12 protein-coding genes and 5 tRNA genes are annotated in these 12835 nt (G+C 65.7%); 13 read left to right on the top strand and 4 right to left on the bottom strand.

All coding sequences use genetic code 11. The annotated features are described in order from the left end of the window. Positions 1 to 12: 12 nt before the first annotated feature. Positions 13 to 1896, bottom strand: coding sequence for an asparagine synthase (glutamine-hydrolyzing) (asnB, locus tag IFSED24_RS11220; RefSeq protein WP_491331552.1), 1884 nt, complete (start codon positions 1894 to 1896; stop codon positions 13 to 15). Between the two features lie 82 nt (positions 1897 to 1978). Here asnB and IFSED24_RS11215 point away from each other — a divergent pair, with 82 nt between their 5' ends. The 3 genes from IFSED24_RS11215 to IFSED24_RS11205 are packed head-to-tail and all read left to right on the top strand — an operon-like array spanning position 1979 to position 4827. Beyond that, positions 1979 to 3199, top strand: a complete 1221-nt coding sequence (locus IFSED24_RS11215) for a DegT/DnrJ/EryC1/StrS family aminotransferase (RefSeq protein WP_491331551.1) — start codon at positions 1979 to 1981, stop codon at positions 3197 to 3199. Next, on the top strand, positions 3196 to 3870 hold the full coding sequence (locus IFSED24_RS11210) for an acyltransferase (RefSeq protein WP_491331550.1): 675 nt from the start codon (positions 3196 to 3198) through the stop codon (positions 3868 to 3870). The genes IFSED24_RS11215 and IFSED24_RS11210 overlap by 4 nt, the downstream gene beginning before the upstream one ends. A gap of 12 nt (positions 3871 to 3882) precedes the next feature. Beyond that, the gene (locus tag IFSED24_RS11205; protein WP_491331549.1) at positions 3883 to 4827 is read left to right on the top strand and encodes a Gfo/Idh/MocA family oxidoreductase; all 945 of its coding nucleotides are present in this window, start codon (positions 3883 to 3885) and stop codon (positions 4825 to 4827) included. Here the strand turns inward: IFSED24_RS11205 and IFSED24_RS11200 are convergent. The 3 genes from IFSED24_RS11200 to IFSED24_RS11190 form a co-directional block, all read right to left on the bottom strand. After that, on the bottom strand, positions 4819 to 5502 hold the full coding sequence (locus tag IFSED24_RS11200) for a DUF8692 domain-containing protein (RefSeq protein WP_491331548.1): 684 nt from the start codon (positions 5500 to 5502) through the stop codon (positions 4819 to 4821). The two genes, IFSED24_RS11205 and IFSED24_RS11200, sit on opposite strands and share 9 nt — an antisense overlap. Positions 5503 to 5854: 352 nt before the next feature. Beyond that, positions 5855 to 6112 (bottom strand): acyl carrier protein, encoded by a 258-nt coding sequence (locus tag IFSED24_RS11195; protein ID WP_491331547.1) that lies wholly within the window; start codon positions 6110 to 6112, stop codon positions 5855 to 5857. A 16-nt stretch (positions 6113 to 6128) separates the two neighbouring features. After that, positions 6129 to 7679, bottom strand: coding sequence for a class I adenylate-forming enzyme family protein (locus tag IFSED24_RS11190; RefSeq protein WP_491331546.1), 1551 nt, complete (start codon positions 7677 to 7679; stop codon positions 6129 to 6131). A 164-nt stretch (positions 7680 to 7843) separates the two neighbouring features. Here IFSED24_RS11190 and IFSED24_RS11185 point away from each other — a divergent pair, with 164 nt between their 5' ends. From IFSED24_RS11185 to secE, 10 genes are all read left to right on the top strand, one after another. Next, positions 7844 to 8857, top strand: coding sequence for a D-alanine--D-alanine ligase (locus IFSED24_RS11185; RefSeq protein ID WP_491331545.1), 1014 nt, complete (start codon positions 7844 to 7846; stop codon positions 8855 to 8857). A 76-nt stretch (positions 8858 to 8933) separates the two neighbouring features. Continuing rightward, a complete protein-coding gene (cysS, locus tag IFSED24_RS11180; RefSeq protein WP_491331544.1) occupies positions 8934 to 10400 on the top strand; it encodes a cysteine--tRNA ligase in 1467 nt (488 codons plus the stop codon). Positions 10401 to 10576: 176 nt separating this feature from the next. Beyond that, positions 10577 to 10652 (top strand) — tRNA-Thr (locus tag IFSED24_RS11175). Between the two features lie 48 nt (positions 10653 to 10700). Continuing rightward, positions 10701 to 10785, top strand: a tRNA-Tyr gene (locus IFSED24_RS11170). 41 nt (positions 10786 to 10826) lie between these two features. After that, a tRNA-Gly gene (locus IFSED24_RS11165) sits at positions 10827 to 10902 on the top strand. Between the two features lie 28 nt (positions 10903 to 10930). Next, positions 10931 to 11006, top strand: a tRNA-Thr gene (locus IFSED24_RS11160). 110 nt (positions 11007 to 11116) lie between these two features. Beyond that, on the top strand, positions 11117 to 12310 hold the full coding sequence (gene tuf, locus IFSED24_RS11155) for an elongation factor Tu (protein ID WP_491331531.1): 1194 nt from the start codon (positions 11117 to 11119) through the stop codon (positions 12308 to 12310). A gap of 18 nt (positions 12311 to 12328) precedes the next feature. Continuing rightward, positions 12329 to 12478, top strand: a complete 150-nt coding sequence (rpmG, locus tag IFSED24_RS11150; protein ID WP_491331543.1) for a 50S ribosomal protein L33 — start codon at positions 12329 to 12331, stop codon at positions 12476 to 12478. Between the two features lie 49 nt (positions 12479 to 12527). Continuing rightward, positions 12528 to 12603: transfer RNA gene (locus IFSED24_RS11145), tRNA-Trp, on the top strand. Positions 12604 to 12633: 30 nt separating this feature from the next. Next, positions 12634 to 12822, top strand: coding sequence for a preprotein translocase subunit SecE (gene secE / locus IFSED24_RS11140; RefSeq protein ID WP_491331542.1), 189 nt, complete (start codon positions 12634 to 12636; stop codon positions 12820 to 12822). Positions 12823 to 12835: the final 13 nt, after the last annotated feature.

Genomic DNA, 12835 nt, shown 5'->3' with positions numbered 1-12835 from the left:
GCTGTCTTCCCCCTAGGCGGCGTCGATGAAGCGTCGATGCCACAGTTCGATGTTCAGCAGGCCCCAGAGCCGGCGGCCGTAGGGGCTCTCCTGATCCAGGAGTCTCTCGACCGCAGCCATGTCGAAGAGGCCGCGCTCCCGGCACGCCCGGGACAGCAACACGTCCCGGAAGAAGCCATGGGCCCGGTCCCGGGCCCACAGGTGCAGCGGCACAGGAAAGCCCATCTTGTCCTTGCGCGCAACGATGCTCGGCGGCAGCACGTCCCGGGCCGCCCGCTTGAGGATGTGCTTCATCTCGCCGCCCTTGAACTTCATGCCCGGCGGCATGCTGGCCACGGTCTCGGCGATGCGGCGGTCGAGCAGGGGGACCCGCGATTCCAGCGAATGGGCCATGCTCACGCGGTCCTCCACGTGCAGCAGCGAGGGCAGCCCGGTGAGCATGTCGTAATGGGTCATCTTGTTGTAGTAGGAGCGCGTGTCGGGGTGGTTGAAGACGGTCTGGAACCGGGCGAAGACCGCCTCACTGTCGAATGCAGCCTGGAAGTCGGCGCTGTACAGCTCCAGGGCGCCACCGCTGCGGTCGATCAGCCGGAAGTACCGGCGGTCCATGTCCCCGAACAGGTCCTCGCGCCAGAAATGCTGGAGCATGGGCACGTAACGTTCGATGTATGGCAGGTTGGGCAGGATCGACGCCAGCGAGACGATGTGCTCGCCCTCTTCGTTGGTCTCGAAGAGCGCCCCCTTGAGGGCCTGCTCGAGGTAAGCGATGACGTAGCGTGCGTAGCCGCCGAAGATCTCGTCGCCGCCCTGGCCGCCGAGGCAGACCGTCACGTGCTCCGCGGCCAGCCGCGAGACGATGTACTGGGGAAAGAGTCCGGGGCCAGCCGCCGGCTCGTCCATGTGGTAGATGAGCTCCGGCAGCAGCTCGATGAACTCATCCTGCGTGGGATGCACCAGGTGGAGCTCGGCGCCGGACTTGTCGCTGACTTCCCGGGCGTAGGCGCTCTCGTCGAACTCCGGCCCCTCGCGAAAGGCGCCGGTGAAGCACTGCAGCGTCTGCGGGTAATGTCGCGCGGCCAGGGTGGTGACCAGGCTCGAGTCCATGCCGCCGCTCAGGTAGGTGCCCAGGGGGACGTCGCTGCGCAGCTGCTGCTTGACCGTATCCTCGAGGAGCCAGCTCAGGCGGTCCTCGAAATAGCTCTCCGTGTGATGTTCGTCGACCTTGAAGGACGGTTCCCAGTATCGCGCCGTCCTGAACTCGTTCGCCTCCAGATCGATCTCCAGATACTCGCCCGCGCCCAGCTTGCGGATGCCGGCGAAGAGGGTGCGTTCACCCAGGACGTACTGGAAGGTCAGATAGTCCTGCAACGCGTCCTGATCGACCCTGGCCGCCACGGCGGGGTGGGCGAGCAGCGCCTTGATCTCCGAGGCGAAGAGGATGTGCTCCGGGGTGGCGCAGTAGTAGAGCGGCTTGATCCCGAAATGATCGCGCGCGGCCACCACCCGGCGGCGGTTCGTATCGTGGAGGACGAAGGCGAACATCCCGTTGAGTTCCAGGAGGCAATCGAGGCCGTGGGTGAGATAGGAGCCCAGCAGGACCTCGGTGTCGCTCCTGGTGCGGAACTCGTAACCGTGCTCGCAGAGCTGCTGGCGAAGCTCGAGGTAGTTGTAGATCTCCCCGTTGTAGGCGAGCACCACGCCGTCCGCGGCCATGGGCTGCCGGCCTCCCTCGACGTCGATGATGGCCAGGCGGCGATGGATGAAGCCGACGCCGTCAGCGACGTATTCACCCTCGCCGTCGGGGCCACGATGCACCAGCGTGGCGCCCATGGCATGCAGCGCTTCCCGGTCGATGTCCTGTCCGTGGCGAGAAATGATCGAGGCGAAACCGCACAAGACATGCTCAGCTTTCGTTCGGCCCTGGTCGTCGTCGTGGGATGGCTTCCGTGAGAGTAGGAGAGAACGGCGAATCTGTCACTTGACGCTTCTGTGCACCGGTTCGACACTGATCTCGCTCACCCTGACCTTGCAACGATCTGGACAACTCATGGAATTCATCGACCTCGCGTCCCAGCGAGCCCGGATCTCCGCCGAACTCCAGGCGCGACTGGAGGCCGTGCTGGCGCATGGGACCTACATCATGGGCCCGGAGGTCGCCCGGCTCGAGAAGCAGCTGGCCGAGTACACCGGGGTGGAACACTGCATCAGCTGCGCCAGCGGCACCGACGCGCTGTACATGGCGCTCCTGGCCCATGGTATCGGCCCCGGGGACGCGGTCTTGACCACCGCGTTCACCTTCATGGCCACCGCCGAGGTCATCGGGCTGGTGGGGGCGACCCCGGTCTTCGTGGATGTTCAGCCGGAGACGTTCAACCTGGATCCGGAGGCGCTGGCCAGGACCCTGGAGGATCTTGAGGCCGGCCGGTCGCCCGCTCCGGGAATCCCGTCCGGACTCACTCCACGGGCGGTGATTCCGGTCGATCTCTACGGCCTGCCGGCCGACTATGCGCGGATCAACGCGGTGGCCCGATCCCACGGCCTGGTGGTGATCGAGGATGCGGCCCAGGGCTTTGGTGCTGTCCAGAACGGCGTTCGCGCCGGCGCCCTGGCTCCGGTGGCGACCACCAGCTTCTTCCCCGCCAAGCCGCTCGGCTGCTACGGTGATGGTGGCGCGCTCTTCACCGACGATCCGGACCTGGCCGCGGTATTGCGCTCACTTCGCGTCCACGGCCGGGGCGACCACAAGTACCACATCGTGCGCCTCGGCCTCAATTCACGCCTGGACACGCTTCAGGCCGCCGTCCTGCTGGCCAAGCTCACGGTCTTCGCGGACGAACTCGAGACGCGTCAGGCGGTAGCTCGGCGCTATACTTCTTTGCTCCAGGGGACCGTGCAGGCGCCACGCGTGCCCACGGGCTGGACAAGTGCATGGGCCCAGTACACGGTCCGGGTGCCGCGGCGCGATGAGGTGATCGCCAGGCTGCGTGGTCAGGGCATTCCCACGGCGGTCTACTATCCCATACCCCTGCACCTGCAACCCGTGGTCGCAGGTCTGGGTTACGAGCGCGGTGACTTGCCGGAGAGTGAACGGCTGGCTGTCGAGGTCCTGTGCCTGCCCATGCACCCGTACCTGACCGCAGACCAGCAGGAACAGATCGCCGCGGCGCTCATCGGCGCGGTGGAGGAGGTGTCCGCATGAGCTTTTTCGTGCACGATTCGGCTGTCGTCGACGAGGGGGCGACCATCGGCGAGGGAACCAGGATCTGGCATTTCTGCCACATCATGGGTGGCGCGGTGCTCGGCGCGGGCTGCAATCTGGGACAGAACTGCTTCGTGGCCGACGGTGTGGTTCTCGGGGCCAACGTCAAGGTCCAGAACAACGTGTCGATCTACACCGGGACTGAGATCGAGGACGACGTGTTCCTGGGCCCTTCCTGCGTCCTGACCAACGTGACCAATCCGCGATCACAGGTGAATCGGCACGATCTGTACGAGCGCACGCTCATCCGCCGCGGCGCCACCATCGGCGCCAACGCCACCGTGGTGTGCGGGGTGACCATCGGACGGTATGCCTTCGTGGCTGCCGGGGCCGTGGTCACCGCCGACGTCCCCGACTATGCGCTCGTGGTCGGTGTCCCGGCACGCCGGCGCGGTTGGGTGAGCCGACACGGGATCCCCTTGCCGGAGCCGGACGCGTCGGGTGTGGTCGCGTGCCCGGAGAGCGGGCTGCGGTACCAGGTCGCCGCAGATATGGTCCGGTGCCTGGACGTGGACGAAGATGCCCCGCTGCCCCATACTATGCAGCAAGGCTCACGACCATATCGTACGTTGCGCCAGCGTGCCCACGATCACGACCAGGATTCCAGATAGGACCGAATGCCCATGCCTCGACGTTTTGCCATGACCGGGATCGGTGGATTCGTCGCCCCTCGCCATCTCCAGGCCATCCAGGCCACGGGCAACGTCCTGATGGCCGCCTGCGACCCCTATGATTCCGTGGGCATCCTCGACCGCTACTTCATGGATGCGCGGTTCTTCACCGAGTTCGAGCGCTTCGATCGCCATCTCGAGAAGCTCCGCCGCCGCGACGAGGGCATCCATTACCTGAGCGTCTGCTCGCCGAACCACTTGCACGACGCGCATGCCCGGCTCGCCCTGCGCGTCGGCGCCGACGCCATCTGCGAGAAGCCGCTCGTGCTCAGCCCCTGGAACCTGGACGCCCTGGCCGACATCGAACGCGAGACGGGCCATCGCATCTACAACGTGCTGCAGCTGCGATACCATCCGGAGATCCTCGCCCTGCGCGACCGGGTCCAGGCCTCGCCGGACCGATACCTCGTGGACCTCACCTATATCACCTCGCGGGGATCCTGGTACCACACCAGCTGGAAAGGGCAGGAACAGAAGTCGGGGGGAATCGTCACCAACATCGGGGTGCATTTCTTCGACATGCTGATCTGGATCTTCGGCCAGCCGCAGGAATACAAGGTGTTCCTGCGCGAGGCGGACCGCGCCAGCGGCTATATGTCTCTGGCCAAGGCCGACGTGCGCTGGTTCCTCTCGGTGAACGCCAGGGACCTGCCGGCCGGCGATCGCGAGGTGGGGCAGATGACTCATCGCTCGATCACCATCGATGGCGATGACTTCGAGTTCTCCAGCGGATTCACCGATCTCCACACGCGTGTCTACGAGGATGTGCTCCAGGGTGGCGGATTCGGGATCGAGGAGGCGCGGCCGTCCATCGAGGTGGCCTATGCCATCAGGAAGGTCAAGCTGGCAACGGCGGCGGGCGAAGAAGGGCACGCCATGCTGAACGGGTCACGCTGACCTCGAGAGAGGAGCCACATCATCTCCGCCCTTCTCGGCGGCCAGGCTCCCGAAGCCCATCCTGAAGCCAGCCTGGCGGAGCAATTCCCAGCTCGCCCAGAACATCAGCGTGACGCCGACCATCTCGCAGACTTCCTCACAGAAGACCTGCACCCTCAGCGCCCAGCTGATATGCTCCAGGAAATTGGAAAAGGTCTCGATGACCACCGCGCCCGTGAGCATGACCAGGGCGCCGAGAGCGAACAATCGCAGGACTCCCGGGAATCGGCTCAAGGTCCGGCGCAGGTTGAACAGCAGGATGCCGAACACCACGGCGAAGGGCACTCCCACCACGAAGGTCCAGATCCCCGTGTAGTTGAAGACGGTGTTGTTGCGGTCGTCGCCCGGCAGCAGCGCGTCGAGTCGATAACCGAGCCACTCGTGGATCTCCGCGATCTCGTCGATGGACATCATCAGCAAGATCAGCGGCAGGATCCAAATCAGGCGGCCGTGTTCGCGGGCGCGACCCAGTGCGAAGAGGCCGAGCATGAGTGCCACGCTGAACAGCTTCATCGAGGAATACCAGGTGGGTAGATTGCCCTCCAGGTTGAGGTTCACGAGCAGGCTCAGCTTGTGGACCGGGTGGCCGAGGGCGAAGTCGGTCAGATAGAGCAGGCCGAGCAGCAGGTCGGTCATGAATAGGAAGAGAATCAGTCGAAATGGCGTCGCCCGGAAGATGGCATCTTCTGTCGGTGATATACCCGTGCTGTTCTTGTCCACGAACGGCCCTTCCGGTCTGAGTTGGCATTGATGTGTGAAGGGATGTCTCGGGAGATTCGGGATGATGTGGTGGGGGAGTGCCGGTTGCTATCACTCAAGGTCGAGATTTACCGAAAATTTAATAATAGTAATTATCATAGTCAACACAGCGGAGCTTCATCTATACGTGATTTTTACGGAATTACGGAATGTTCCATGGCAATCGGGCGCTGAAAGAATTTTCGAATCGGGTACGGATCGCCCTATTCGAGGCTCCGACGCCCAGCCATCACTCCACCCCCACCCCCAACTTCCGCCCCAAATACCCAACAATCCCCCGCACCGAATCAAAATTCTCCGGCAGCAACTCATGATCCTCCACCTGGATCCCGTAATCCCCCTCCAGTAGCAGCATGATCTCCATCACGCCGGTCGAATCCAGGACCCCGCCGTCCATCAGCGACTCGTCGTCCCCGACCATCCGCTCGACATCACCGAACAGGAAGTTGTCGATGATGTAGCTCCTCAGTTTCGCGCACAGATCCATGTCGCCTCCCCTTCGCTCATCCAGCCGCGCTGATGCTGGCCAGGGCCTTCCGATCCACCTTCCCCGTATTGGTATGCGGCAGGGACTCAACGAACACCACCTCATGCGGAACGAGATACGGCTCTAGCCGATCCTTGCAGGCGCCGACCACCTCCGCCACCTCCAGTGCCGCCCCGTCGGCGACCACGACATACGCCCGGATCGCCTCGCCCAACCTCTCATCCGGCACCCCGACCACCACCGCCTCGGCCACTCCCGGCAGGGAATGCAGCACGTTCTCGATCTCGCGCGGACTGACCTTCTGTCCCCGCGACTTGATGATGTCGTCGCTCCGACCCTGGAAGTACAGGAAGCCTTCCTCGTCCCGCATGAACCAGTCGCCGGTCCGCAGCATGGTCTCGCCGGGCACCGGCCCGGGCCGGAGCATCGCGGCCGTTTCCTCGGGTCTGTTCCAGTACCCGCTCATGACATGGGGGCCGCGCACGTGCAGGATCCCCAGCCGGCCCGGCGGCACCTCCTGCCCGTCTTCGTCGAGGATCATCACCTCCGTGCCCGGCATGGCCTTGCCCACCGAGGCCGGTGCGTGGTCCAGCAGTTCCGGCTCCAGGTAGCTGACCCGCTTGCACTCGGTGAGGCCGTACATCTTGTAGATCAACGCGTTGGGGAACATCGCGCGCAGCCGGGGGAGGTAGGCCGGAGGTAGCGCCGCGGCGGTGTTGGTCACGCGGCGGATCGCCGGGAAGACCAGCGGCTTGCGCGCGCTCAGCTGGAGGAGCGTGGCGAACATGGTCGGCACGGCCGGGAACACCGTGGCGCCGCTCTGCTCGAGCTGACGGATGACCGGCGCGGGGAAACGGAACTCGGCTTCGATGAGCACGGAGGCTCCCACGAGGACGCCCATCAGGATCTGGTAGAGGCCATAGTCGAAGGACAGCGGCAGGGCGCAGAGGATCCGCTGCGAGGCGTCGAGCCTCAGGTACTGCGCCAGGCTGCCGGCGGCGAAGACCATGCTCTGGTGCGTCATCATCACGCCCTTGGGCTGGCCGGTGGAACCCGAGGTGTAGATGAGCGCCGCCAGATCGATGGGAATGCTCGGGCAGGGAGTCGGGGTGGGGGCGTCGGCGGTGAGGGCGGCGAATCCGTGGGGCGCTCCGGCGCTGGCGACCAGCAGGCGAGGCGCCCTCGACAGGCCTGCCAATGCCTCGCGGGCCCTGCTCTCCAACCTGAGCCCGGTCACCAGGAAACACGGCTGACAGTCTTGTATCAGGTAGCGGAGCTTGGGCGCCGGCGTCTGGGGGTGGACCACCACGAACACGCCCCCCGCCAGATTCGTCGCATAGAGCGTCAGGGGGATCTCGAGCGAGTTCTCGAGGCAAATGAGGACCCGGTCGCCTCGCTGCAGGCCGTGGGCCTGCAGCCAGCCGGCGAGGGCATGGACGCTCGACCAGAGATCGGTGTATGCCAGGCTCCGGTCGCCCTGGATCAACGCCGGTCGGTCGGAGTAAGAGCCGGTGGTGCGTGCCAGCGTGTCGGGCAGGAGCCGAACTTCCCAGGCGTTCAACGACATGGGACGCCACTCCATGACTGGGCCGAGGATGCTGAACATGATCAATCTAAATTAACGCGCGAGAGTTGCCACCCCGGCTCCAGCCATTGACGACCCCGCTTCCAGCGATCACAATCCCGACGAAGTCAAGCTGGCGAACTGTCGAATCACTCCGAGGATGGCTCATGAGAATCACCGTTTTGATGGGTGACGATTCCCCCGAACGCCCCATCTCCCTGAAAACCGGCGCCGCCATCGCCGCCGCCCTCGAGAAAGCCGGCCACCAGGCCACCACCCTAGACCTCCCCACCATCGGTGCCCTCCTCGACCACGACCTCACCCAAACCGACCTGATCTTCCCCGCCCTCCACGGCGGCCACGGCGAGGACGGCCACCTCCAGTCCCTCCTCGACATCCTCGACATCCCCTACGCCCTCTCCGGCCCCCTCGCCAGCGCCCTGGCCATGAACAAGGCCGCCGCCAAGCGCATCATGACCAGCGCCCGGATCCCCACGCCCGACTGGCTCCTCATCACCTACAATACCGCCACCGGCGCCCCCATCGCCCTGCAGACCAAGGACGCCGGCAATCAGCCCAAGTCCCCCGCCAACCTCACCCTCGACCACATCCAGCACCGCGCCGCCACCGAACTCGGCTACCCCCTCGTCATCAAGCTCAACGACGGCGGCTCCTCGGTCGGCGTCGCCATCGTCGAACAGCCGGCGGACTTCCCGGAGGCCTTCGCCAAGGTCGCCGCCGCCGCCACCGGCCACCGCACCGAGATCCTCCTCGAGACCTTCATCCCCGGCCGCGAGCTCACCGCCGCCATCCTCCTCGGCCGCCGCCTGCCGCTCCTGGAGATCCGCCCCACCGAGGGCTTCTACGACTACGACCACAAGTACACCAAGGGCGCCAGCGAGTACCTCTGTCCGGCCCCCGTCGACTCGCCCTTCTACGAGAACATGTGCGCCGACGCCCTCAAGCTCTACGACCTGCTCGGCTGCCAGGGCACCGCCCGCGTCGACTTCCGCTTCGACGGCGCCCAGCACTACTGCCTCGAGGTCAACACCATCCCCGGCATGACCGAGCTGAGCCTGGTCCCCATGGCCGCCGCCGCGGTCGGCATCTCGTTCGAGGCCCTGGTCGACGACCTCTGCCGCGACGCCCTGCTCCGCCGCGGCCTCCCCGTCCCCGACTGACCGCCGCCCCACGGACCGGCGCCCGGCCCCCATCGCCACTATCTTCCCTGCCGGACCCAGCAAACCAGAGGAAGCCATGCCCCTCCACATCTACAACCACCACACCCGCACCAAGCGCCCCTTCACCCCCGTCCACGAGGGCCAGGCCGGCCTCTACGTCTGCGGCATGACCGTCCAGGACAAGCCCCACCTCGGCCACATGTACGCCTTCGTGGCCTGCGACATGGTCCGCCGCTACCTCGAGCACCTCGGCTACCGGGTGACCCACGTCCAGAACTTCACCGACATCGACGACAAGATCATCGAGCGCGCCCGCCGCGAGGGCACCACCCCTCAGGCCGTGGCCGAGCGCAACATCGCCGCGTTCCACGAGGCCGCCGCCGCGCTCCACATCCAGCCGGCGCACCACTACCCGCGGGTCACCGAGCACATCGAGGACATCATCGCGTTCATCGAGCAGCTCATCGCCAGGGACCACGCCTACGCCGCCGGCGGCGACGTCTACTTCCGCGTCCGCTCCTTCGACGCCTACGGCCGCCTCTCCGGCCGCGACCTCGACGAGATGCGCTCCGGGGTCCGCGTCGAGGTCGGCACGAGGAAGGAAGACCCCCTCGACTTCGCGCTCTGGAAGACCGCCAGGCCCCAGGAGCCCGGCTGGGATTCGCCGTGGGGGAGGGGCCGCCCCGGCTGGCACATCGAGTGCAGCACCATGGCCACCCGCTACCTCGGCCCGCACTTCGACTTCCACGGCGGCGGCCGCGACCTGCTCTTCCCGCACCACGAGAACGAGCAGGCCCAGAGCTGCTGCGTCACCGACCAGCCCTACGTCGACCACTGGCTGCACAGCGGCCTGCTCTACCTCGGTTCCACCAAGATGTCCAAGTCCGACGGCAACTTCCTCGCCGTCGACGACCTCGCACGGCGCCACGCCCCCGAGGTCCTGCGCTTCTTCCTTCTGAACGCCCACTTCCGCAGCCAGCTCGACTTCTCCGAGGACCGCCTCCGCGAGGCCGCCGCCGGCTTCGCCCGGCTGCAGCGGGGGACCCAGCGTCTGCTGGCGGTCCTGGCGGACGACTCCGCCGGCGACCTCGGCCCCCTGCCGGACGGCCTCGTCTCGCTCCCCGGCACTGCCCTCGCCGAGGCCGTGGCCGGCCGCCGCCGCCGCTTCTTCGCCGCCATGGACGACGATTTCAACTCCGGCGGCGCCATCGGCGAGCTCTTCGGCCTGATCCGCGACCTGAACCAGTACCTCGCCGCCACCGCCGGGCGCGGCCTGGATCCCGGGCCGCTCCAGGGCGCCCGCGACCTCCTCGCCGAGGCCGACCAGGTCCTCGGCCTCTTCACCGGCGGCCTGGATGCGCTCGCCCCCCCGGACCTCGAACCCCCCGCCGACCTCCTCGAGCTCCTGGCCCGCCGCGAGGAGGCCCGCACGGGCCGCGACTGGGCCGCCGCCGACGAATTGAGAGACCAGATCCAGAATCGCGGCTGGCAGGTGGTCGACACGCCCCAGGGGCCGCGTCTCGAACCCCCGGCGCCGGCCTGATGAGGAATCGTGCCAGGCGCGCGGCAGGTGGCCTATTTCTTTCCTTTAGGACCTTGACAGCTTCCGGGGACCCCGCTTATATTCCCCGTCCCTGTCTTGGGGGGCGACACTGTCGTATCACTAGACGGGGCAGGCGGATGCCTGACGAGAGGACCTGGATCTTCCGGTGAGTTCGAGCTGGCGTAGCTCAACTGGTAGAGCACCTCACTTGTAATGAGGGGGTTGGGGGTTCAAGTCCTCTCGCCAGCTCCAGCATGCGGGCCCCGTGCGTCGGGGCCATCCCGTGCGGGTTTGCCGTGTGGGGGGGTTCCCGAGCGGTCAAAGGGAACAGACTGTAAATCTGTCGGCTAAGCCTTCGGTGGTTCGAATCCACCCCCCCCCACCAGCCTTCCCCGGAAGGCCCGCAGTCGGGACTGGATAAATGGAGCGGGAATAGCTCAGTTGGTAGAGCATCAGCCTTCCAAGCTGAGGGTCGCGGGTTCGAACCCCGTTTCCCGCTCCAGCTTGGATCGAAAAGACGGAGGTCGGGAGCCCACGTAGCTCAGCAGGTAGAGCACTTGCATGGTAAGCAAGCGGTCAGCAGTTCGAATCTGCTCGTGGGCTCCACTTCCAGGATAAGAGAGTAATGGTCGCCGCGGAGAGCGCGGCCGGCGCCGGCATGCACATCGCAGCCGGCATCGAAGCGTGGTGGAACCTGACCCGGGAGGATGCCGCTGATGGCACGCGCGAAGTTCGAACGCTCCAAGGATCACGTGAACGTCGGCACGATCGGTCACGTGGATCACGGCAAGACGACCCTGACCGCGGCGATCACCGAGATCCTGTCTAAGCGGGGTCTGGCCGATTACACGCCCTTCGACCAGATCGACAAGGCTCCCGAGGAGCGCGAGCGCGGCATCACCATCGCGACCGCTCACGTGGAGTACCAGAGCGAGACCCGGCACTACGCCCACGTGGACTGCCCGGGCCACGCCGACTACGTCAAGAACATGATCACCGGTGCGGCGCAGATGGATGGCGCGGTGCTGGTGGTGTCGGCCGCGGACGGCCCCATGCCCCAGACGCGCGAGCACATCCTGCTGGCCCGTCAGGTGGGCGTTCCCTACATCATCGTGTTCCTGAACAAGTGCGACATGGTTGATGACGAGGAGCTGCTGGACCTGGTGGAGCTGGAAGTTCGCGAGCTTCTGGACCAGTACGAGTTCCCCGGCGACGACACGCCGATCATCCGCGGCTCGGCGCTGAAGGCGCTGGAGTCTGGCGATCCCGACGCTCCCGAGTCGCAGTGCATCTTCGAGCTGCTGGAGGCTCTGGACACGTACATCCCGCTGCCGGAGCGCGAGCTGGACAAGCCGTTCCTGATGCCGGTGGAGGACGTGTTCTCGATCTCGGGTCGCGGCACGGTGGCCACGGGCCGTATCGAGCGCGGCGTGGTGAACATGAACGACAAGGTGGAGCTGGTCGGGATCCGCGACACGCAGGACACGGTGTGCACGGGCGTGGAGATGTTCCGGAAGATCCTGGACTCGGGGCAGGCTGGCGACAACGTTGGCCTCTTGCTGCGCGGGATGAAGAAGGAAGACATCGAGCGCGGTATGGTGGTCTGCAAGCCGAAGTCGGTGACGCCGCACACGAAGTTCGAGTGCGAGGTGTACATCCTGACGAAGGAGGAGGGTGGCCGCCACACTCCGTTCTTCAACGGCTACCGCCCCCAGTTCTACTTCCGGACCACGGACGTGACCGGTTCCGCGACGCTTCCTGACGGCGTGGAGATGGTGATGCCGGGTGACAACATCAAGATGCAGATCGAGCTGATCACGCCGATCGCCATGGAGGAAGGCCTGCGCTTCGCGATTCGCGAGGGCGGCCGGACCGTGGGCGCGGGCGTGGTCGCCAAGATCCACGAATAGTCGGGAAGGCGAGCCGTCATGCGCGACCAGATCACCATCGCTTGCACCGAGTGCAAGATGCGGAACTACACGACGAAGAAGAACAAGCGGCTGCATCCGGACCGCGTGGAATACAAGAAGTATTGCCCCCGGTGCAACAAGCACACGCCGCACAAGGAAACTCGCTAGCAGCGACGATGGGCGGCCGCCGGCGGCGGCTGTCCATGGGGGACGAGGCAGGGGTGTAGCTCAGTTGGTAGAGCATCGGTCTCCAAAACCGAGGGTCGCGGGTTCGAGCCCTGCCGCCCCTGCCAGTCCAGTCGCCGGAACTTGGGAAGGTTAGAATGGCCAGCTTGGTGTCTTATCTGCGAGAGACCTCCCAGGAGATGAAGAGGGTTTCCTGGCCCGGTCGTGCCCAGCTCTGGGAATCGACCGTCGTCGTGATCGTCACAGTGGCGATCATCACGTTCTTCTTGTTCGTTGTCGACAAGATCCTGGATACCGCCGTCAAGGCGATCATCAACCTGGGCTAGCCGGCCTCTGCCA

The organism is Candidatus Latescibacter sp. IFSED24 (genome assembly GCF_058273205.1).
This window is presented reverse-complemented; position numbering and strand designations above follow the sequence as displayed.

Coding starts and splice junctions, on each gene's coding strand:
- IFSED24_RS11210 (WP_491331550.1), top strand. CDS start 3,196: ATGAGCTTTTTCGTGCACGATTCGGCTGTCGTCGACGAGGGGGCGACC.
- IFSED24_RS11205 (WP_491331549.1), top strand. CDS start 3,883: ATGCCTCGACGTTTTGCCATGACCGGGATCGGTGGATTCGTCGCCCCT.
- IFSED24_RS11200 (WP_491331548.1), bottom strand. CDS start 5,502: ATGACCGACCTGCTGCTCGGCCTGCTCTATCTGACCGACTTCGCCCTC.
- IFSED24_RS11195 (WP_491331547.1), bottom strand. CDS start 6,112: ATGGATCTGTGCGCGAAACTGAGGAGCTACATCATCGACAACTTCCTG.
- IFSED24_RS11190 (WP_491331546.1), bottom strand. CDS start 7,679: ATGTCGTTGAACGCCTGGGAAGTTCGGCTCCTGCCCGACACGCTGGCA.
- IFSED24_RS11185 (WP_491331545.1), top strand. CDS start 7,844: ATGAGAATCACCGTTTTGATGGGTGACGATTCCCCCGAACGCCCCATC.
- cysS (WP_491331544.1), top strand. CDS start 8,934: ATGCCCCTCCACATCTACAACCACCACACCCGCACCAAGCGCCCCTTC.
- tuf (WP_491331531.1), top strand. CDS start 11,117: ATGGCACGCGCGAAGTTCGAACGCTCCAAGGATCACGTGAACGTCGGC.
- rpmG (WP_491331543.1), top strand. CDS start 12,329: ATGCGCGACCAGATCACCATCGCTTGCACCGAGTGCAAGATGCGGAAC.
- secE (WP_491331542.1), top strand. CDS start 12,634: ATGGCCAGCTTGGTGTCTTATCTGCGAGAGACCTCCCAGGAGATGAAG.